At 34.0% G+C, this 19,279-nt stretch carries 23 protein-coding genes, 1 tRNA gene and 1 other annotated feature; of the genes, 19 read left to right on the top strand and 5 right to left on the bottom strand.

Annotation, left to right across the window (positions count from 1 at the left end; all coding sequences use genetic code 11):
• Positions 1-40 precede the first annotated feature (40 nt).
• Positions 41-985, top strand: a complete 945-nt coding sequence (locus RBQ61_RS12405) for a 3-hydroxyacyl-CoA dehydrogenase family protein (RefSeq protein WP_308137625.1) — start codon at positions 41-43, stop codon at positions 983-985.
• A 35-nt stretch (positions 986-1,020) separates the two neighbouring features.
• Here the strand turns inward: RBQ61_RS12405 and RBQ61_RS12400 are convergent, their stop codons facing one another.
• Complete coding sequence (locus RBQ61_RS12400; RefSeq protein ID WP_308137624.1) at positions 1,021-1,512, bottom strand: staygreen family protein; 492 nt, start codon at positions 1,510-1,512, stop codon at positions 1,021-1,023.
• A gap of 210 nt (positions 1,513-1,722) precedes the next feature.
• Positions 1,723-1,977: a binding site (T-box leader), on the top strand.
• 96 nt (positions 1,978-2,073) lie between these two features.
• Here RBQ61_RS12400 and RBQ61_RS12395 point away from each other — a divergent pair.
• Positions 2,074-3,273 carry a hypothetical protein gene (locus tag RBQ61_RS12395; RefSeq protein WP_308137623.1) on the top strand — a complete coding sequence of 400 codons (1,200 nt, stop codon included), beginning with the start codon at positions 2,074-2,076 and terminating at the stop codon, positions 3,271-3,273.
• Between the two features lie 34 nt (positions 3,274-3,307).
• Positions 3,308-4,384, top strand: a complete 1,077-nt coding sequence (locus tag RBQ61_RS12390) for an iron-containing alcohol dehydrogenase family protein (RefSeq protein WP_308137622.1) — start codon at positions 3,308-3,310, stop codon at positions 4,382-4,384.
• A gap of 60 nt (positions 4,385-4,444) precedes the next feature.
• Here RBQ61_RS12390 and RBQ61_RS12385 read toward each other — a convergent pair whose 3' ends face one another.
• Both RBQ61_RS12385 and ychF read right to left on the bottom strand, forming a co-directional pair.
• On the bottom strand, positions 4,445-5,110 hold the full coding sequence (locus tag RBQ61_RS12385) for a hypothetical protein (protein WP_308137621.1): 666 nt from the start codon (positions 5,108-5,110) through the stop codon (positions 4,445-4,447).
• Positions 5,111-5,183: 73 nt separating this feature from the next.
• The gene (ychF, locus tag RBQ61_RS12380; RefSeq protein ID WP_308140118.1) at positions 5,184-6,275 is read right to left on the bottom strand and encodes a redox-regulated ATPase YchF; all 1,092 of its coding nucleotides are present in this window, start codon (positions 6,273-6,275) and stop codon (positions 5,184-5,186) included.
• Positions 6,276-6,490: 215 nt separating this feature from the next.
• On the opposite strand from ychF, the gene RBQ61_RS12375 reads away from it, so the two are divergent.
• The 11 genes from RBQ61_RS12375 (at position 6,491) to rocF (ending at position 15,524) form a co-directional block, all read left to right on the top strand.
• On the top strand, positions 6,491-7,186 hold the full coding sequence (locus RBQ61_RS12375; protein ID WP_308137620.1) for a single-stranded DNA-binding protein: 696 nt from the start codon (positions 6,491-6,493) through the stop codon (positions 7,184-7,186).
• Positions 7,187-7,347: 161 nt separating this feature from the next.
• On the top strand, positions 7,348-9,522 hold the full coding sequence (locus tag RBQ61_RS12370) for a DNA topoisomerase III (RefSeq protein WP_308137619.1): 2,175 nt from the start codon (positions 7,348-7,350) through the stop codon (positions 9,520-9,522).
• Between the two features lie 29 nt (positions 9,523-9,551).
• Positions 9,552-10,190 (top strand): hypothetical protein, encoded by a 639-nt coding sequence (locus tag RBQ61_RS12365; protein ID WP_308137618.1) that lies wholly within the window; start codon positions 9,552-9,554, stop codon positions 10,188-10,190.
• Positions 10,191-10,202: 12 nt separating this feature from the next.
• A complete protein-coding gene (locus tag RBQ61_RS12360; protein ID WP_308137617.1) occupies positions 10,203-10,841 on the top strand; it encodes a hypothetical protein in 639 nt (212 codons plus the stop codon).
• Positions 10,842-10,852: 11 nt separating this feature from the next.
• Positions 10,853-11,722, top strand: a complete 870-nt coding sequence (locus RBQ61_RS12355) for a DNA-3-methyladenine glycosylase (RefSeq protein WP_308137616.1) — start codon at positions 10,853-10,855, stop codon at positions 11,720-11,722.
• A 210-nt stretch (positions 11,723-11,932) separates the two neighbouring features.
• Positions 11,933-12,006, top strand: a tRNA-Pro gene (locus RBQ61_RS12350).
• Between the two features lie 71 nt (positions 12,007-12,077).
• A complete protein-coding gene (locus RBQ61_RS12345) occupies positions 12,078-12,596 on the top strand; it encodes a transcription repressor NadR (RefSeq protein ID WP_308137615.1) in 519 nt (172 codons plus the stop codon).
• Positions 12,597-12,686: 90 nt separating this feature from the next.
• Positions 12,687-13,250, top strand: a complete 564-nt coding sequence (locus RBQ61_RS12340) for a hypothetical protein (protein ID WP_308137614.1) — start codon at positions 12,687-12,689, stop codon at positions 13,248-13,250.
• 159 nt (positions 13,251-13,409) lie between these two features.
• Complete coding sequence (locus RBQ61_RS12335) at positions 13,410-13,667, top strand: putative signal transducing protein (RefSeq protein ID WP_308137613.1); 258 nt, start codon at positions 13,410-13,412, stop codon at positions 13,665-13,667.
• Positions 13,668-13,676: 9 nt separating this feature from the next.
• Complete coding sequence (locus RBQ61_RS12330) at positions 13,677-14,516, top strand: metallophosphoesterase (RefSeq protein ID WP_308137612.1); 840 nt, start codon at positions 13,677-13,679, stop codon at positions 14,514-14,516.
• A 96-nt stretch (positions 14,517-14,612) separates the two neighbouring features.
• Entirely contained in the window at positions 14,613-15,524 is a 912-nt protein-coding gene (gene rocF / locus RBQ61_RS12325) for an arginase (protein WP_308137611.1), read from the top strand.
• Between the two features lie 59 nt (positions 15,525-15,583).
• Here rocF and RBQ61_RS12320 read toward each other — a convergent pair whose 3' ends face one another.
• Both RBQ61_RS12320 and RBQ61_RS12315 read right to left on the bottom strand, forming a co-directional pair.
• A complete protein-coding gene (locus RBQ61_RS12320; RefSeq protein ID WP_308137610.1) occupies positions 15,584-16,033 on the bottom strand; it encodes a hypothetical protein in 450 nt (149 codons plus the stop codon).
• Positions 16,034-16,133: 100 nt separating this feature from the next.
• Entirely contained in the window at positions 16,134-16,355 is a 222-nt protein-coding gene (locus RBQ61_RS12315) for a hypothetical protein (RefSeq protein ID WP_308137609.1), read from the bottom strand.
• A 157-nt stretch (positions 16,356-16,512) separates the two neighbouring features.
• Between RBQ61_RS12315 and RBQ61_RS12310 the strand changes: the two genes are divergently transcribed.
• The 5 genes from RBQ61_RS12310 (at position 16,513) to pduL (ending at position 19,260) form a co-directional block, all read left to right on the top strand.
• Complete coding sequence (locus RBQ61_RS12310) at positions 16,513-16,737, top strand: hypothetical protein (RefSeq protein WP_213926438.1); 225 nt, start codon at positions 16,513-16,515, stop codon at positions 16,735-16,737.
• A gap of 159 nt (positions 16,738-16,896) precedes the next feature.
• Positions 16,897-17,442 (top strand): XRE family transcriptional regulator, encoded by a 546-nt coding sequence (locus tag RBQ61_RS12305; RefSeq protein WP_308137608.1) that lies wholly within the window; start codon positions 16,897-16,899, stop codon positions 17,440-17,442.
• A 28-nt stretch (positions 17,443-17,470) separates the two neighbouring features.
• Positions 17,471-17,644, top strand: a complete 174-nt coding sequence (locus RBQ61_RS12300; protein ID WP_213926436.1) for a hypothetical protein — start codon at positions 17,471-17,473, stop codon at positions 17,642-17,644.
• A gap of 49 nt (positions 17,645-17,693) precedes the next feature.
• Complete coding sequence (locus RBQ61_RS12295) at positions 17,694-18,593, top strand: restriction endonuclease (RefSeq protein WP_308137607.1); 900 nt, start codon at positions 17,694-17,696, stop codon at positions 18,591-18,593.
• A gap of 88 nt (positions 18,594-18,681) precedes the next feature.
• Entirely contained in the window at positions 18,682-19,260 is a 579-nt protein-coding gene (pduL, locus tag RBQ61_RS12290; protein WP_308137606.1) for a phosphate propanoyltransferase, read from the top strand.
• The last annotated feature ends 19 nt before the right edge of the window (positions 19,261-19,279 follow it).

Raw genomic sequence — 19,279 nt, 5'->3', positions numbered from 1 at the left:
TTGTATGAATTTTGTTGATGTTTACATAAGGAGGAATGAAATGAAAGCAGAAGACATTAAAAAAATAGGAGTTGCCGGAGGAGGCACAATGGGCTCAGGTATAGCCCAAATTTTTGCACAGAACGGATATGATGTAGTTGTTGTGGATTTAGCTGAAAAGTTTTTAGAAAACACAAAAAGAATTATAAATTTAAATCAAAAAACATTAATAAATGAAGGTTTGCTAACTGAAAAAGAGGCTCAGGATGCATTAAAACACATTTCGTTTTCTACTGAAAAAAAAGCTTTCGAGGATGCAGATCTGATTATAGAAGCAATAATAGAAAAAATGGGTATTAAGCAGGATTATTGGGCTGAGGTTGAATCAATTGCTAAAAATGACTGCATATTTGCCACAAACACGTCAGGCTTGAGTATAAATGGAATATGCGAAAAAGTAATAAATAAAAAAAGATTTATAGGAATGCATTGGTGGAATCCGCCGCACATCATACCGTTAATTGAACTAATAAAATCAGACGAAACATCTGAAGAAACAGTTGAAACATTACAGCAGATAGTTGATAGAATAGGTAAAGAGTCTGTTGTTGTATTGAAGGACGTCAACGGTTTTATAGGAAACAGAATACAATTTGCAGTATATAGAGAAGCGTTAAAAATTGTAGAAGAAGGTATAGCAACTGTTGAAGATGTTGATAAAGCTATGAAGTACGGGCCTGGGTTCAGATATCCTGTGCTTGGTCCTTTCGAGACGGCAGATTTAGGCGGACTTGACACCTTCTACTATATATCATCATACTTGTTTAATGAACTTAGCGATGAAAAAAATCCAACAAAACTTCAGCAAGAGCTGATGGATAGCAGTGTGTTTGGAGTTAAATCCGGAAAGGGATGGTATGATTATTCAGACGGTAAGGGTGATGAGGCTATGGCCAGAAGAGATGAAAACTTCTACAAAATGCTGAAGCATATTCATAACAGCTGATGTAAATTTTAGAAAGATATAATAAAAATGCCCGATTATTTCGGGCTTTTTTTATTATATCGATATCTTTGGGCAAAAGTCATATTGTAATCAGAAAATGTGCCCCAATTTTCTGTTTTGTTAAAATTAGGATCAGTGGATAGAAAATATACTATTATTGGAATGTTGTCAAGCTCGGGGTGAGCGGCAAATAATTTCCTATCGCCGTATCTTATGGCTTCTAGAGCTGTAGGGAGGTTATTTCTGAATATGGCTTCGCGTACTGCCTTGACTTCTGGAGTAGTGAACCTGCCGTTTACATATAAATAAACGTAGTAGAGATAACTTTCTCCATTCTGTATCCATTCTCCCATAACTTCATCTCTTTTAGGGTTAATTCTATTATAAGCAAACTCCAAACCAATTGTTAAAAACAATTCTCCTGTTAAATCAGAATGAGTTAAAGTGTAACGTCTGGGTATGATGGGTTCTGTGGCATTAACATCTACAAATTCAATATATAGATCATCTGGATTTAAATTTACCATTTCATAATTCCTTTCCGATAATTTTGATAAAAATAAATATCATATACTATAATATTAAGCTGCAGATTTTTTGTTCAATAAATGAATCTAATTATGTAATAAAAGAATGTTAAAGGTGATTATAAAAAAAATAGCATATTTATAAATTTATATTGACAAAGAATTTGTACAGGTGTATAATCCTAAAAAATACATAAATTAATGAGCAACATAAACGCTGTGATAAGGAGTATTAAGCATTTTTAGTGAATTCAGAGAGTTGTTGGCCGGTGAAAAACAATATTCTACGAGATGCTGAACTAGCCTTGGAGCGGATCTTCCGAAAATTTAAGTAGGTAGGTACGAATAAGCCAATCGTTAAAAATGGCAGGATATCGATTAGAAATAACCCGTATCTGGAGAGTGCATTTCATATGAAATGAATAAGAGTGGTACCGCGAAAGATATATGTCTTCCGTCTCTTAGGGATTAGTATACCCTGAGAGATGGAGTTTTTTTTGCCTTTCTCATGGATAACTGACAACCAGTGTATTTAAACTAAAATCATGAGAGGTATTAAAAATGGAAAAACAAAGACAAGTAACAAGAAACATGAGTATGGCAGGAGTAATTTCAGTTGCATGTGTCCTGTTTAGTTCGCATGCCGGAGGAGGCTTTGCTACAGGAAATCAGGCAACACAGTATTATGTGCAGTATGGGTGGTTTGCACCTTTTATGGCAGTGATTGCTATGGCAATACTGACCTTGACTATTCGAGAATGCATTATTATGTACAATACCAGGGGGCTTACCAGCTCTAAGGAGCTGTTTCAGACTCTGTACCATCCGTTTGATAAAATTTCTATATTGTTTGATATTTACTTTTATACGATGGTTTTGTGTGCGGTGGGTGCTGTTATTGCAGGAGCGGCATCGTTACTTAACAAAACATATGGTATTCAATATGTGTATGCTGTTTTGACAGTAGGAGGAATTCTGCTTTTATTGACTATTTTTGGAGCAACGCTGGTTGCTAAAGCATCAACTGTAATGTCAATAGGAATATTAACTTCGTGCGCTGTAATATTCATACTGGGAATCAATGCAAGAATGCCTGAAGTATCAAATATATTTGCTGTTAAATCCGGGACTGCGAACATTGGAACAGGAATCCTAAAAGCATTTACTTATGCTGGCTTTCAATCGGTGGTTATACCTACGATGATATCTTGCGGCAGGGCATTAAAAAGTCCTAAGGCGGTATCTCGTTCCATGATGATTTCATTTATAATTAATTCAATTGCGCTGGTGTTGTCGGTAATAATGCTGTTAGGGTGGTATGCGGAGTTTACTCAGGCCGGAGAAATGACTCTGCCGGCTCTGTATATAGCTAAGCAGCTGGGTAAATCATATGTATTTTGGGCATACAATATATGCTTGTTCCTTTGCTTTATTTCCACAGGCGTGACAACAATTTATGGCTTTGTTGATAAATTTGACAAGTCTAAAATGCTTGAAGGCATAAAGAATGTTATAGGAAGAAGAATTATAGTATCAGGGTTTATTATGCTTTTATCTATGGGGATTTCAATGGTAGGATTAGATAAGATTATAAAATATGGCTACGGCTATATGGGATATCTGGGTATTGCAATTATAATAGTTCCGTTCTTGACAATAGGTGTTTACAAGAATAGAAAATTCATAAAGGAACAAAGCTGTGATAAAGCTGACATATTAACTGAACCATACAACGGATTCGCCGAAAAAACAGAATGTTAGTAAGTTTAGCAATTATAATAAAGGAGACAAAATTATGAATACACAATTATTTCCAGGTTACACAATAGGACCTGATGCTTATAAGGAAGTAGTAAAAATATGCAGCCCATTCGGAAAAAAGGCGGTTGTTATAGGGGGAGAAAGAGCTATAAATGCCGCTAAAAATAAAATTCAGGAGTCTGTAAAAGGAAGTGAGCTTGAAATCACAGGCTTTTTCCCATACGGAGGAGAAGCTTCGGTGGAAAACATCGAAAGATTGAATTCCATACCCGAAGTGATTGAGGCAAACATGATTTTCGCTGTTGGGGGAGGCAAAGCAATGGATACATGTAAGGTGCTGGCTCAAAGGACTAACAGGAAATTCTTTACGTTTCCTACTATAGCATCTACATGTGCTGCATGTACTAGCCTTGGTATATTATATCATCCAGACGGATCATTGAGAGAATATTCATTTTCAACTATTCCGGCAACTCACATATTTATCGACAGCGAAATAATAGCGCAGGCGTCTGATAAATATCTTTGGGCAGGAATAGGCGATTCCATGGCGAAATATTATGAAAGTTCTGTATCCAGCAGAGGAGATGAACTGAAACATTCACAGGCGATGGGTGTGTACGTGGCAAATATGTGCAGTAAACCCTTTGTAAAATATGGAATTAAAGCCTTGGATGATTGTAAAAATAATAGGGTATCTAGTGAATTGGAAGAAATAATACTTGGTGTTATTATATCAACAGGTTTTGTTTCAAATCTTGTTAGCATAGATATAACAACAGGCCTTGCACATGCAATATACAACGGGTTTACAATAATACCGCAAATTGAGAAATATGGACATTTGCATGGTGAAATAGTTTCATATGGTATTTTAATTTTGCTCATAGTTGATAAACAAGAAAAGGAATTTGAACGAATTTTTAATTTCAACAAAACTATAGGTTTGCCCACAAAGCTTGAAGATATACATTGCTCAATGGACGATGTGGATAGTGTAATAGAAAAGGCATTGAAAGGTATAGACGTGCGTCATTATCCGTACAAAGTTACACCGGAAATGATAAAGAATGCTTTTGAATATCTGGAGTCATATAACAAAAATATTTAGGAATTACGGAAAACCGCTTTAAGCTTAGTTAAAGCGGTTTTAGCCTATATGATATTGTTTTTATGATTTTATATTCGTATGAATGTTTAAAATATTATCGACTGCATCTTTTGTTTCGCATTTAATTTTTAATTTTACTTTTGTGTTTAAATTAAAAAAAGTCGGCAAATCAATTATAAGTTTACAATATTCATTTTTATCAAGTACTTTACTTTTGTACGGGTCACTCCATATATAATTCTTAATACCAGGCCATTTAATTATTTTACAGTTATGCATGATGCCGCTTTCGTAAATTCTATTTTTCTGAAAACCCTTATAAAGGAATAGAATTGACATACATAAGGAAAAGCTGGACCAAAATAAATAATTTGGAAAATCTTTTATAAATATCACCGTTTGATAAAAGTGCGCTACCATATTATTTTCATAGAAATATTCCTTTGCAGATCTCAAGGCTTCAAAATCAAGTAATTGAAAAATATTACGAATATAATTTCCCGCTATTAGAAAATTAACGTTTCGTATTTTATTGTTCAGCAATACAAGCCAAGATATTAGTATTATAATATAGATAAAAGCATATATAAAATTGCTAATATTATAATTTAATATGATTATTTCTTCAATTAATCTTTTCTTAATTCTTGAACTGATATTGAAAATCTCAAAAAAAGTAAAACCAAAAGTTAAAATAATCAATACTGCATATATTTTATAACCCAAAACTTCAACCCCCTAAGTTTATAAAAAAGAGTTTGGGCTAAACTGAACTCAAACTCTTTTTATAATTTTTTGTCTATACATTAAACCTAAATAGGATGATGTCTCCGTCTTGTACAGTATATTCCTTTCCTTCCAGGCGCATCAGACCTTTTTCTTTAACAACCTGCATGGTTCCATATTTTTCGGCATCCTCATATGAGGTTACTTCTGCACGGATAAATCCTCTTTCTATATCGGAATGAATTTTTCCGGCTGCCTGTGGAGCTTTGGTTCCGTCTATAATTGTCCAAGCTTTGGACTCCATGGGACCTGTTGTAAAAAAGCTAATCAATCCTAGAAGCTTATAACTTGCTCTTATTAGTTTATCGAGTCCTGATTCTTCAAGCCCCAGCTCTTGGAGAAACTCAATTTTTTCATCATCTTCCAGAACTGAAATTTCTTCTTCTATTTTTCCGCAAACAGTAATAACTTCTGAGTTATCTTGGGCAGCGTGTTTTTTTACATCTTCAACATATTTGTTTTCTGAAGGGTCTGAAAGGTAGTCTTCATCAACATTTGCAGCATAAAGTACAGGCTTAGCAGTAATCAGATTAAAGGTTTTAAGCAGTTTCAGCTCTTCATCTGTATAATCTAAGAATCTTGCTTGCTTTTCATTTTCCAGCGCACTTACTATTTTCTTTACAAGCTCAAGCTCAGGTAGAAGCGATTTGTCATTTTTAACCAGCTTGCTTAGCCTTTCAAGTCTTTTTGCCATCACTTCCAGATCTGCCAGCACAAGCTCAAGCTCAATTATTTCTATATCTCTTATTGGGTTTACTGAACTTTCCACATGTATTACATTTTCATCATCAAAGCATCTTACAACATGGACTATAGCCTCAACTTCTCTGATATGTGAAAGAAATTTGTTTCCAAGCCCCTCGCCTTTGCTGGCTCCTTTCACAAGCCCGGCTATATCAAAAAATTCTATAACTGCAGGAACCGTTTTTCCTGAATTGCTCATTTTAGTTAAAAAGTTCAATCTTTTATCTGGAACTTCCACTACACCAACATTGGGCTCAATTGTACAAAATGGATAATTTGCAGATTCAGCTCCTGCTGAAGTTATTGCATTAAACAATGTACTTTTGCCTACGTTTGGAAGCCCTACTATTCCTAATTTCATAAAACGTATTACCGTCCTTTCGTTTCTTACAAATCCAAATTTACTCAAATTATTATATAACATAAAAAACTAAACTTCAATACATTTTCTTAAACCGTATTAATGTGGTGCAAAGTAATTGTCAACAGCAATTTTTTTTATTATATAAAGCATATATTAAATTGCAATGAATAGTATGGTATATATAAGACAAATTATAGGGGGAAAAAGTAAATATGAACGATAAACAGATGCAGTCAAACTATATAAGGATTGTCGGAAAAATAAACAGTAATTTGGAATTCAGCCACGAAGTATTCGGAGAAAAGTTCTACGAATTTTCTATGGAAGTACCTAGATTAAGCGACACCAAGGATTTGCTGCCTGTTATAATATCTGAAAGGCTGATAAATGATATTGACATGAGTCCCGGAAATTTCATTGTTATTGACGGTCAATTCAGATCCTATAACAGATATGAAGAAACAAGCAATAAACTTCTTCTTAGAGTATTTGTAAGAGATATACTGCTACCCGGTGACGAATTTGAAGAACTAATAAGGCACCCAAATGAAGTTTTTCTTAATGGATATCTCTGCAAAGAAACAAAATTCAGAACTACGCCTTTCGGCAGAGAAATTACAGATATGCTGATTGCTGTTAACAGGTCATATAACAAATCAGACTATATACCATGCATAGCGTGGGGGAGAAATGCTAGGTACTGTGAAAAGTTAGAGGTTGGAGACCATATAAAAATATGGGGAAGAATTCAGAGCAGGAAATATCAGAAAAAATGTGAAAACGATACCTATGAAACGAAGACAGCATATGAAGTATCTGTTACAAAATTAGAACATATAAAGACAGAAAACAACAGAAAAAGAGATGTTGAAGATAATGAAGATAATGAAGATGATTTTGAGGAATAATATAAGATATAAAAATAAGATATAAAAGTTTTGTTGCAAAATTTGAGAAACCGTAAAAGGTTTCTTTTTGATTTTTTGTGATGAGTTATTTTTAAATATATATTTTTAAATTTACAATAATGTGTTACAATAATATTTATCAAAAACAAAGGAAAAGTAAGATGATTTTAGTATTGGCAGAAAAACCTTCTGTTGGGAAGGATATAGGAAAAGTTTTAAAATGTAACAAAAGTTCAAACGGTTATGTTGAAGGCAAGGAATACATCGTAACATGGGCACTGGGGCATCTTGTAACGCTGGCTGATCCTGAAAGCTATGATTCAAAATATGCTCGATGGGAGCTAGAGCATCTTCCTATCATTCCGCGAAGAATGCGAACAGAAGTGATTAAAAAAACCAGGAAACAGTTTGGTGTAGTAAAAAGTCTTATGCTGAGAAAAGATATAACACAAATTGTAATTGCAACTGATGCAGGAAGAGAAGGAGAACTTGTTGCAAGATGGATTATTGAAAAAGCCGAAGTGAGAAAACCTATTAAGAGGCTTTGGATTTCTTCAGTAACTGACAAAGCAATAAAGGACGGTTTCAGCGGATTAAGAGATGCTGCACAGTACGATAATTTATATAAATCAGCAGAAGCGCGTGCAGAAGCTGACTGGATTGTTGGAATTAATGCTACAAGAGCATTGACGTCGAAATATAATGCTCAGCTATCCTGTGGAAGAGTGCAAACCCCGACAATTGCCATGATCGCAGCTATGGAAGATGAAATACGAGAATTTAAACCCTCGAAATTTTACGGTATAGAACTGTCGGCTGGAGGATTTAAATTTAAATGGCACGATAAAAACAATGATACAAAAACGTTTAACGCTGAAAAATGCGATAAAATAATTAGCAAAATTTCAAATAAAAAAATTGAAATTACTGATATATCCCGAAAAAAATCTTTTAAGCAGGCTCCATTGCTGTATGACTTAACTGAGCTTCAAAGAGATGCCAACAACATGTATAATTTTTCGGCAAAGGAAACGTTAAACACAATGCAGTTACTATATGAGAGACATAAAGTGCTTACGTATCCAAGAACCGATTCGAGGTATCTAACTGAAGATGTAGTTGAAACTTTAAAAGACAGGGTGAGGGCTTGCAGCGTAGGACCTTATTCAAAAATAGGATTTAAAATAGCTTCTAACGCAATTAAAGGGAATAAAAATTTTGTAAATAACGGAAAAGTTTCTGATCACCATGCAATTATACCTACTGAGCAGCCTGTATTTTTGGCGAATTTTTCAGATAGAGAAAGAAAGATATATGATCTGGTCGTTAAAAGATTTTTTGCTGTGCTTTCGAAACCATTTGAATATGAAAAAATCTCAATAAAAGGGAAAATTGAAAATGAGGTTTTTACCTCCGAAGGCAGAATAACATTGTCAGCAGGGTGGAAGGAAGTCTATGGTAATTATGAAGATGATGAAATTCTTGAGGATTACACTCTTGAAAAATTAAACAGCCTTAAAAATGGAGTGCAGATAAGAGCTGCATCTCTGAAGAAAACAACTGGTGAAACTAAGCCTCCTGCAATGTTTACAGAAGCAACTCTGTTGTCTGCTATGGAAAATCCAATAAAATTCATGAAAAATGCTGACAGGGATCTGAAAAAAACCATTGGAATGACAGGAGGTCTCGGAACAGTTGCAACAAGAGCAGACATAATTGATAAGCTGTTCAACAGTTTTGTAATAGAAAAGAAGGATAAATATATCCATACAACTTCTAAGGGGAGGCAGCTCCTTGACCTTGCTCCGCAGGAGCTGAAATCTCCGGTTCTTACAGCTGAATGGGAGCAAAAATTGACGGATATTTCTAAAGGTCACACTGACAAAAATGATTTTATCAGAGAAATGATCGATTATACAAATAAGATAATCAAAGATATTAAAACAAGCAGCAAAACATTTGTACACGATAATGAAACAAGAGAAAAGTGTCCCGAGTGCGGAAGTTATCTGCTTGAGGTGAACGGGAAAAAAGGAACGATGCTCGTGTGCCAAAACAGAGAGTGTGGATATAGAAAAGGAATCTCTCAAATAACAAACGCAAGATGCCCAAACTGCCACAAAAAACTTGAGCTTAAGGGAGAAGGAGAAGGTAAGATTTTTGTGTGCAAGTGCGGTTACAGAGAAAAGTTGACTGCATTTAATAAAAGAAAAGAAAAAGAGAAAACATCAATTTCTAAAAAAGATGCAGCAAAATATATGTCAAAGCAAAACAAAAAACAAGACGAAGTATTGAATACCGCTCTGGCAGATGCTTTGTCTAAATTAAAACTTTGATAGATAAATATATTTAAAGGAGAAAATCCATGCAATATGCAATGGTCGTAACAGTGCTGTTGTTAGTATTTGTTTTTGTAAAAATTAAAAAGCAAATAAAAGAGGTTAACTATTTAAACGATATTTTGTATGCAAGAAAGGAACCTGAAAAATACATCGAAGAAATGAACAATATTCTTTTAAAAAAACAGACAGAAAAGAATATCGTTATAAATACAATTCAAAAAACAACAGGCCTTTTATACGCCGGAAGGTTCGATGAAGTAATCAATGAGCTGGAAAAATTCAATAATGCTCCAAAAAATTGGTTACCAATATATTATCAGAACATGGTGCTGGCGTATTACTTCAAAAAAGATAAGAATAAAGCAAACGAAAAGTTCAAGGAGGCAAAGCCTATATTTGAAGAATTCAGGAAAAATGAATATTACAAAGAATTTATAGATATAGTATATTCGGTATCTGAATTTTACAATGGGAAAGCTTCTAAAAAGTATTTTACTCACTTGGCTGAAACGGGAGCCAATGACTACAGAAAATCTTTTGGGTATTATTTTTTGGGCATGATCGAAAAAAAGGAAAAGAATTTAGAAGATTCTGATGAAAATTTTAAAAAAGCAATGGAGTACGGGAAGGGAAGTTTTATAGAAAAATTTTCCGTACAATAATGAGGAGAAGATATGTATTTAATACTGGTAGTCCTGGCAATTGTTTTTGCTTATACGATCAGGAGAAAAAGTGTTTTGGAAAAACAGGTAAATTTATTCAAGAGACTTTTATACATCGAAAAAAATCCTGAAAAATACATCGCCGAAGTTGATAAACTGCTTATGAGAATGCTGAGCGAAAAGGAAAAGAACATTAATCTTATTCAGAAAACAACCGGACTTTTTTATGCCGGAGAATTTAGCGAAGCTATAGACATTTTGACCGAGCAAGTAACTAAAATACCTCCAAACTGGCAGGTAATATATTATCATAACATGCTTTTAAGTATGTATTTTAACGGCAGTATTGAAAAGGCAAATGAAGTGCTGGATGATGTAAGAGCTACCATTGACAAATATTACAGCAGGGATTATAACAAGATAACTATTGAATTGATTTATGCGGTTTCTGACTTCTACAATGGAAATATATCCAAGTGCAGAGAATTTTTCAACAATTTGATAGAAGCAGCGGGAAATGATTATAGAATTTCAATTGGATATTATTTTAAAAGCAGAATACTTGAGATGCAAGATAAGCTGGAAGATGCGGAAGATAGCATGGAAGAAGCAAGAAATTACGGACACGGTAGCTTTATTGAAAAGCTTTAGAGGGGACCAAGATGAATATAGATTACAAAAAAAACAAATTAATACTCAGTGATGTGAGAGATTTTAATATTAAACATATTTTTGAGTGCGGACAATGCTTCAGGTGGAACAGAGAAGAGGATGGAACATATACGGGAGTGATTCAAAACAAGGTTATAAATGTTGAACAGAATGATTCGGATGTTATTATTAACAATGTTACTGAAAGCGATATTGACCTTATTGAAGAATATTTTGATCTAAAAACCGATTATGCAGAAATAAAAAAACGTGTAGACACAGATGAAATTATGTCCGAAGCGATAAAATTCGGATACGGTATAAGAATTTTGAATCAGGACGAATGGGAAACCATGGTTTCATTTATGATTTCAGCAAATAATAGAATTCCGATGATTAAAAAGGTTATAGAGAATTTGAGCGCGGCTTTTGGAAATTATATTGGAAACTACAGAGGAAGGGATTACTTCAGCTTTCCCGATGCAGAGCAGTTGTCAAAAGCTGAAGTAGAAAAAATACAGGAATGCAAGGCGGGCTTCAGATCACCGAGGATTAAGGAGGCTGCAGAAAGATTTTTGAATGAAAGAGATATTGTTTACAATATAAAAAATACATCATATGATGAGGGGCTGGCTTACCTTAAAACCTATGCAGGAATAGGGGACAAGGTTGCAAATTGTGTACTTTTATTTTCAATGAGACAATTTGATACATTTCCTGTTGATGTTTGGGTTAGAAGGGTGATGCAAACTTTGTATGTAGACAAAACTACAAAAGATGTCGATATAAGAAAATTTGCTGAAAACAAATTTGGGGAATTCTCAGGCTACGCTCAGCAGTATCTTTTTTTCTATGCCCGAGAGAACGGAATAGGAAAATAATTATATTAGTTTCAATTCATAAATTTTATATGATAAGGAAAGGTGTAATACAAAACATCATATATTTTCCGCCTTTATTACTTATATAAATGATGTTTTGCAGAGTATGCTGTATTAGCAAGAGTAAAAATTAGCTTCTAATTAATAGCCTTAAAAACAATAAAAATAAATTGACAAACAACCTTGCTTGATATATAATAGTAATGTTTTCGGGGTGTAGCGAAGCTTGGTATCGCGCATGGTTCGGGACCATGAGGCCGAAGGTTCAAATCCTTTCACTCCGATTTTTAAAATAAGAACGAAATCCTGTAAGAGTAATTTCTGACGGGATTTTATTATATATGGTGGTGAGTATATGACATCTGAAGAAAGAAGAAAAAAAATACAGGATGTGTTAAGCAAAAATTCTTCTCCGATAACAGCTACTGCTCTTGCAAAAAAATATTCGGTCAGCAGGCAGGTTATTGTGGGAGATATAGCTCTTATGCGAGCATCAGGATTAGAAATATCTGCAACCCCCAGAGGATACGTACTTGATTGTGCAAAGGAAGAAAAGGATTTTATATTTACCGTTGCATGCTGTCACAATGAGGGAAATATGCGCGATGAATTGTATGCTGTCGTAGACAATGGAGGTACAATCCTCGATGTAACAGTAGAGCACGCCGTATACGGTGAAATTTCCGGAGAGCTTAGAATTTCCACAAGATATGAAGCAGACGAATTTCTGAAAAAGATATTATGCAATGATACTCAGCCGCTCATGAGACTTACGAAAGGTGTACATCTTCACAGAATCAAGTGCAAAGACAAAGAAGCAAGGGACAGAATAATAGAATCATTAAAGAAAGACGGCATTATTTTTGAAGAATAATTTCATATTGACATTTCCAATGCAGAAGGCTATAATAATATCAATTAGTGTCAAGACACATGACAAGACAGACAACGAAAGGAAATGTATATGAACAGAAATAATAGTCTTAATTCAACTGTAACAGCAGCACTTTTATGTGCAATTGGAATATTAATACCTATAATCTCTCCAATTAAAATAACTATGGAACCGGCATCGTTTACTCTTGCCAGTCATGTTGCAATTTTTATTGCAATGTTTATTTCTCCGATAACAGCTGCGGCTGTTGCAATAGGTACTTCAGTAGGTTTTTTGCTCGCGGGTTTTCCAATAGTGGTAGTATTTCGTGCAGCGTCTCATATTGTTTTTGCATTGGCGGGGGCATTATATTTGAAAAGATTTCCGAATACCTTAAATTCTTTTAAGAATTCTCTGGTTTATTCATTTGTAATAGCAGTGATCCATGGATTCAGCGAAATTGTTGCAGTAATTCCATTTTATTTCGGCAACGGTATGAGCGCAGGATATTATGCTAAGGGTTTTGTAATGTCTGTTATCATTCTGGTAGGTGTCGGAACGGTGGTTCACAGCATGGTTGACTTTTACCTTGCACAAGCTGTTTGGAAGTCTGTTTCAAAAGCTGTTAAAATTCCTAGACAGGCAAATAATTAAAATTAGGAGGCTTGAGCTTTTAATTTTTGATAAAATTAATGTAGCTCGGCCTTTTTTTATTTGTAATAAAAGGCAGTATGCAAAGGATTTTTATGGTAATATTATATTTTATCTGATATAATTAAGTAAAGTAGTAAAGTAATTAATTAGGAGAATGCCATGATTAATGATAATGTTGATGATAATAAAGAAGAATTACTTGCTTCAAACCTCAATACGATTGAGGCAGAAATAATTGCTTCAAAACTTACGTCGTATGGTATACCTGTCCTGAAGAAATCAAAGGGTAGCGGGGAGATAATGGAGATATATACGGGAGTGAATTTATACGGTATAGACATATATGTGCCTACACATATGTCAGAATTAGCCAGAGAGCTTTTAAAACCAGTTAGGGAAGAAGATTCTTCGGAGTAAAATAGGCGTATGAAAGCATATCAAATAATTGCTGCAATAGCGGCATCTGTTTTCTTTTTTGTATGGCAGAATAATGCTTTGGAAGTAACTAGACACAGTATCATTAAAAAAAATCTGCCGAAAGAATTTGATGGATTTAAGATTCTTCATATTTCCGACCTGCACAACAAAAACTTTAGAGGAAGGCTAGACGATGCCATATTTAAAATAAAACCGGATATAATAGTAATAACCGGAGATCTGATAGACAGAAGAAGAACAGATGTTGGGGCAGGAGCAGTTTTTTTAAGGGAGATTGTGAAAACTGCTCCTGTGTACTATGTAACGGGAAATCATGAGCAGATGTCGGAACATTACAATAAATTGCAGCAAACATTAAGTGATTTGAATGTAAAAATTATGGATGGTTCATATGTCGCTATAAACAGACAAAAATCAGCAATTGGTATTATGGGGACGGCTGATCCTGCAATTAATTTTTATATGAAGGGTTATGGAGCTGAGATTAATGTGTCATATATGGAGGATAGCGTAAATAAATTATTGCAACAGTCATTGACGGATTTTAATATTCTTCTTTCCCACAGGCCAGAATATTTCAGTTTATACAAAAGGGCAGGAATAGATTTTGTATTTGCAGGTCATGCACACGGCGGACAGATAAGGTTGCCGTTTTTAGGAGGAATACTATCTCCAAACCAGGGCTTTTTTCCTAAATATTCAGAGGGAATAATTACAGATGGAATAACATCGATGTCAGTGAGCAGAGGACTTGGAAACAGCATTTTCCCGCTTCGCATATTTAATCGCCCGGAACTTGTAGTTGTAACACTGCGCGCATTTTCATAATTTTAATTTTGAATATAGTATAAAAATATTCGATTAAAATCTTTTTATAGGAACAGACTAATATGCATAGTGTAATAGATTATAAAAGGAGGAAGTATGAAATCATCAATAAATTCTAAAATTTCAATAATTGGAGTATCAATTGATTTAGGTGCGGGAACTCCGGGAGTAAGTCTCGGGCCGGCAGCAATACGTTATGCAGGAGTTACAGAAAGACTGACTGCCATAGGCTATGACGTTAAAGATGAAGGAGATATACTTGCTAATAAGCCGGTAAGTCCGTTATCTGACGGTATTAAGCTCAGATACTTGGAAGAAGTTGCAAGAGTAAACACAGAACTTTGTAACAAAGTGTCTGAGGTAATGGTCGAAGGCAGATTTCCGCTTGTGCTCGGAGGAGACCACAGCATTGCCATAGGTACTATTGCTGGAGTGCTGCAGAATAAGAAAAATCTTGGTGTGATTTGGTTTGATGCCCATGGAGACATAAATACCGAGGAAACATCTCCAACAGGAAATATACATGGTATGCCGGTTGCTGTGAGCCTTGGAATCGGGCATGAATCATTGACGTCAATAGGAGGAAATGATTCTAAACTTATGGCGGATAAGATTGTTTTTATCGGGTGCAGGGATCTGGATCAGGGAGAAAGAAAAATATTAAAAAAACTTGGTATTACAGTATTTACCATGCATGAAATTGATCGTTACGGAATGGCGGATATTATAGAAAGAGCTATTAAAATTGCAGGTAACGGTACGGACGGAATACATGTTAGTTTTGATATGGATAGTATAGACCCTACCTATGTGCATGGTACAGGAACAAGAGTTCCTGGAGGACTTACTTTAAGAGAAAGCCACTTAGCTCTTGAAATGATTGCCTTGTCGGAACAGCTCGTAAGTGCAGAATTTGTTGAAGTAAATCCTATAATTGATACTAAAAATCAAACTGCCAAGACAGCGGTTACTCTTATGGGATCGCTGCTTGGTGAATGGCTGATCTAGTTATTATGTGGCTGCATACATCGTAAATTCATCTAAATATTCTTTGATTAATCTACATTCTACATTGTTTGAGATTTCCTAGGCTGCATAATAAACTCAAAAAAGTCCTCATTATTGTACATAAATTTAAGTGACACATCGTATTTTGTTGCTACGTCCGGGAATATTTCAACATTAAAAATATAAGCGCTGTGGTGTGTTGGATGATGAATCGCTATAGAATAAAAGCTATAATTATCATCCATAAGTTCATTGACTGCAGATAACTTGACCGGAGGGATTTTTCCTGAGCTGTCTGTTATTGCCTGATGAACCAGCCGTCCTTCACCAACTTCGCCGTATTGGCCAGAAACAGATATTTTATACACTTTTACCAATGCATTAGACAATGGTTCTACTAAATCTTTGTGATAAACAGTAATGTCTAATGTACCTGTTTCGTCTGGAATGGCGTTTGATTTATTGCAGAGCCTGTTCCTGACTCGATATGGATTGCTTGAGTGTGCCATCTCTACCCCCTGATATTAATTTAATACTATTAATATTATATGTGTTTTAAATTAAAAATAACTAATAAAAAGTGAAAAGCCGGAAATTTCCGGCTTTTATTTATTTAATTTTATTTTTAAATTCTTTTATATCCTTGTTTGAGGGATTTGTATATTTGAAGTTTCCAGCTTTGTTATCAAGCGAATTTGGTTTCCTCGGGTACGAATTAAGATCATTCAATCGGTCTTCAATGCTTGACGAAACACCATTGCTTGTTCCTTTAAAATTATCAAATCCATTGCCCATTCCTTTTTTTGTATTTCTGCCGTTACCCTTGCTCATTATTTCACCTCCTTGTATTTTTTTAAAACTCATTTATATGTTTTCCTTAAGTTAGAGTATTATTCCAACACAAGGTATATGTTAAAAAGGTGAATATTAAATAATAATTAGGAAAATACTTTATAAGAGAATAAAAAATGTATTGAGGAGGCATGTAATGGAATATACAATGAATAATTTGTATTTTAAATATGATGAAAATTTGCATCGCATCAACGCATATGATTTACTTACAAATAACTTGGTATCATATATCCACATAAAAGGCAATGAAAAGGTAGATGAAAGTAATTTTAAAGATGCGTGCAGCCGATGGGCATCTTTGTCAATGTACAATAATGATGCAACTTTTCAGGGAATAGATTATAACAGCTGGTATTGATTTTTGGAGACATGCAATGAAGTTTGCCGTTAAAGTGCTTTAATAAAATCAATGATGTTGAAAAACAGATATAATTATGTTTTATCCGTTTAAAATTTTATTGACTATTTTTGCAAATTGGAGTAATATCTTCATACAAATTTTATTCGGAGTATGTAAATGGACGGTAATAAAGTAAGGAAATTAAGAAAATTTAATAGAATGACAATTGAAGAACTATCAGTAAAATCAGGTTTTACAGCAAGTTATATATCACAAGTAGAAAGAAATTTAATTGAACCATCATTAACAGCGCTGAAGAAGATTTGCGAAGTACTGAATGTTTCTCCGTACTATTTCCTTGACGACAGCAACAGCGTTGTTGTTACAAGGAAAGAAGACAGGCAAAAATTAAAAATTCCTGCAAATGACAGCGAACTTGAATATATTGTTCCTATTACAGAAGAATATAAAAGCAAGATAAAGATGAATATTTACAGATATTCTTTAAGACCCGGCATGTGGGATAATGATAATTTTTCCATAATAGATTCTGATAAATGTGTAATAATAATAAAAGGAAAATTGATTGTTAATTTCATTGATTACAATGAAATAGTTGAGGAAGGTGACAGTATTTATATTTGTTCAAATGTGCCTCATAAATTATTTAATCCGTCAGAAGAAGAAACAGAATTGCTTTGTATTATTTCACCTGCGGCTTAAAATACCATAAATGATGAAAAGGAGAAACATGGAGAAAAAATTTGAAGAACTTAAACAAGAATTTATAAATGCAAGTTTAGATGAAAAAATAAAATTATACACTCATGCACAAGGGCTTACTGTTGAACAGTTTAAAGAACTGCTTGCATATTTCCCAATTAAACACCTTGATAAGCTTGAGGAAGCAGTAAACGGAATATAGTGGTATAAAATCACCTTTTTTGGAAATAATTTCTAAGAGGTGATTTTTTATGGAAGAGAAAAATAAAATAAAAAAAGGGTACATAAGTGAAGCTATAGGAACAAGAAACTATTTCAGTTACAGGGCTGATTTGGTATTGTACAAAGTATTGCTCAGCATGATTGTTCTTTTAGTAATTTTTTTTATAACTTCAGATTTGAAGTTTTCAATTTTAATAGCAGCAGAAGTTTTTTTGATTTTTACTCTTGTCAATAAGCTGAATATAACAAGAAAGAGGCGCGAAGGTGAGGAAAAGTTAATTTATAGGCTGAAAACTGAACATTTCAGGAAAAAAATTGAGGAAATAAACAATGATGATTTTGGGATGCTTATAGGTTTTTTATTTGAAAAAAAAGGCTGCAGAAATTTTATTAAAAAAGGGAGGCATATGTTTCTTGCGGAAAAAGACGGTCTGATAAATTGCATAAAAATTTATAAACTTTACCAAGGAACAGAACTTGAGAAAACAGATGTAAGAAGTATGATTTCTTTTATGTGCAGCAGCAGCATTAAAATTGGATATCTTGTGACGACCGTTGAAATCAATGAGGAAGCCAAAAAATTATTAGAAAAATTCGAAGATAAACTTCACATAGAAATAATAGATTCGAACGCTTTGTTCAATATGATGGATGAGGCGGGTATACTTCCCGGAAAAGAATACTTTTCTAAAAAAATATATGAAGAAAAATCATTTGTAAAGAAAAAAAGCAAACTTAAAAATAATGTTTTTGATAATAAAAAGATAATTGTTTATGTATTTGCGGCGGTTTTTTTCTATATAACATCAGCAGCTATGCCTAACAATACCATCTCTATATATATTTCATACTATTTTATTTTGTTGACGGTAGTAAGCGGGCTCTATATGATATGGGTCAAGTATATTTCTAAGGAAACCGGGAATTAAGATGTGCAAAAAATAAAATTTAACCATTGATAAAACCTTCAAAATATAATATAATTTTTATTGGAAATATAAATTATGGAGGATAATAATGAATTTTAAAGTTACAGTAGGGTTGTCAAACAAACATGTTCATCTTACAAAGGAGCATATAGATATATTATTCGGAGCGGATCATGAATTAACACCTATAAAAGATTTAAGCCAGCCTGGACAATTTGCATGCGATGAGAAAGTTGATTTAGTGGGACCGAAAAGGACAATAAGCGGAGTTAGAATTCTCGGACCTGCAAGAAAAGAATCTCAGGTAGAGCTGTCTCTTTCAGATGGTTTCACTCTTGGTTTAAAAAATCTTCCTGTAAGAGATTCAGGTAAAACTGAAGGTACTCCAGGAATCAAACTAGTAGGACCAAAAGGTGAAGTTGTATTGGAAAGAGGAGTAATTGCTGCTGCAAGACATATTCATATGCATACTACAGATGCAGAAAAGTATGGCTTAAAAGATAAAGATATTGTTAAGGTAAAGGCTGGAGGTCCCAGAGGTGTAACATTTGATAATGTATTAATCAGAGTTAGTGATACATATGCACTTGATATGCACCTTGATGTTGAAGAGGGAAATGCTGCCGGACTTTCTAATGGAGATACTGTAGAAGTTATTGCTGAATAAGTTGTGCAATATAATGGAT

The organism is Sedimentibacter sp. MB35-C1 (genome assembly GCF_030913635.1).
GTDB lineage: Bacteria > Bacillota > Clostridia > Tissierellales > Sedimentibacteraceae > Sedimentibacter.
The sequence above is the reverse complement of the archived record's forward strand: the minus strand, read 5'-3'. Positions and strand labels throughout refer to the sequence as shown.

What these genes read in the sequence shown, in the direction of transcription:
- RBQ61_RS12365 (WP_308137618.1), top strand. Translation starts at nt 9,552, where the DNA reads ATGCAATATGCAATGGTCGTAACAGTGCTGTTGTTAGTATTTGTTTTT.
- RBQ61_RS12315 (WP_308137609.1), bottom strand. Translation starts at nt 16,355, where the DNA reads ATGAGCAAGGGTAACGGCAGAAATACAAAAAAAGGAATGGGCAATGGA.
- RBQ61_RS12300 (WP_213926436.1), top strand. Translation starts at nt 17,471, where the DNA reads ATGGAGAAAAAATTTGAAGAACTTAAACAAGAATTTATAAATGCAAGT.
- ychF (WP_308140118.1), bottom strand. Translation starts at nt 6,275, where the DNA reads ATGAAATTAGGAATAGTAGGGCTTCCAAACGTAGGCAAAAGTACATTG.
- RBQ61_RS12305 (WP_308137608.1), top strand. Translation starts at nt 16,897, where the DNA reads ATGGACGGTAATAAAGTAAGGAAATTAAGAAAATTTAATAGAATGACA.
- RBQ61_RS12340 (WP_308137614.1), top strand. Translation starts at nt 12,687, where the DNA reads ATGAACAGAAATAATAGTCTTAATTCAACTGTAACAGCAGCACTTTTA.
- RBQ61_RS12330 (WP_308137612.1), top strand. Translation starts at nt 13,677, where the DNA reads ATGAAAGCATATCAAATAATTGCTGCAATAGCGGCATCTGTTTTCTTT.
- pduL (WP_308137606.1), top strand. Translation starts at nt 18,682, where the DNA reads ATGAATTTTAAAGTTACAGTAGGGTTGTCAAACAAACATGTTCATCTT.
- RBQ61_RS12405 (WP_308137625.1), top strand. Translation starts at nt 41, where the DNA reads ATGAAAGCAGAAGACATTAAAAAAATAGGAGTTGCCGGAGGAGGCACA.
- RBQ61_RS12345 (WP_308137615.1), top strand. Translation starts at nt 12,078, where the DNA reads ATGACATCTGAAGAAAGAAGAAAAAAAATACAGGATGTGTTAAGCAAA.
- RBQ61_RS12310 (WP_213926438.1), top strand. Translation starts at nt 16,513, where the DNA reads ATGGAATATACAATGAATAATTTGTATTTTAAATATGATGAAAATTTG.
- rocF (WP_308137611.1), top strand. Translation starts at nt 14,613, where the DNA reads ATGAAATCATCAATAAATTCTAAAATTTCAATAATTGGAGTATCAATT.
- RBQ61_RS12360 (WP_308137617.1), top strand. Translation starts at nt 10,203, where the DNA reads ATGTATTTAATACTGGTAGTCCTGGCAATTGTTTTTGCTTATACGATC.
- RBQ61_RS12395 (WP_308137623.1), top strand. Translation starts at nt 2,074, where the DNA reads ATGGAAAAACAAAGACAAGTAACAAGAAACATGAGTATGGCAGGAGTA.
- RBQ61_RS12335 (WP_308137613.1), top strand. Translation starts at nt 13,410, where the DNA reads ATGATTAATGATAATGTTGATGATAATAAAGAAGAATTACTTGCTTCA.
- RBQ61_RS12390 (WP_308137622.1), top strand. Translation starts at nt 3,308, where the DNA reads ATGAATACACAATTATTTCCAGGTTACACAATAGGACCTGATGCTTAT.
- RBQ61_RS12320 (WP_308137610.1), bottom strand. Translation starts at nt 16,033, where the DNA reads ATGGCACACTCAAGCAATCCATATCGAGTCAGGAACAGGCTCTGCAAT.
- RBQ61_RS12370 (WP_308137619.1), top strand. Translation starts at nt 7,348, where the DNA reads ATGATTTTAGTATTGGCAGAAAAACCTTCTGTTGGGAAGGATATAGGA.
- RBQ61_RS12295 (WP_308137607.1), top strand. Translation starts at nt 17,694, where the DNA reads ATGGAAGAGAAAAATAAAATAAAAAAAGGGTACATAAGTGAAGCTATA.
- RBQ61_RS12400 (WP_308137624.1), bottom strand. Translation starts at nt 1,512, where the DNA reads ATGGTAAATTTAAATCCAGATGATCTATATATTGAATTTGTAGATGTT.
- RBQ61_RS12375 (WP_308137620.1), top strand. Translation starts at nt 6,491, where the DNA reads ATGAACGATAAACAGATGCAGTCAAACTATATAAGGATTGTCGGAAAA.
- RBQ61_RS12355 (WP_308137616.1), top strand. Translation starts at nt 10,853, where the DNA reads ATGAATATAGATTACAAAAAAAACAAATTAATACTCAGTGATGTGAGA.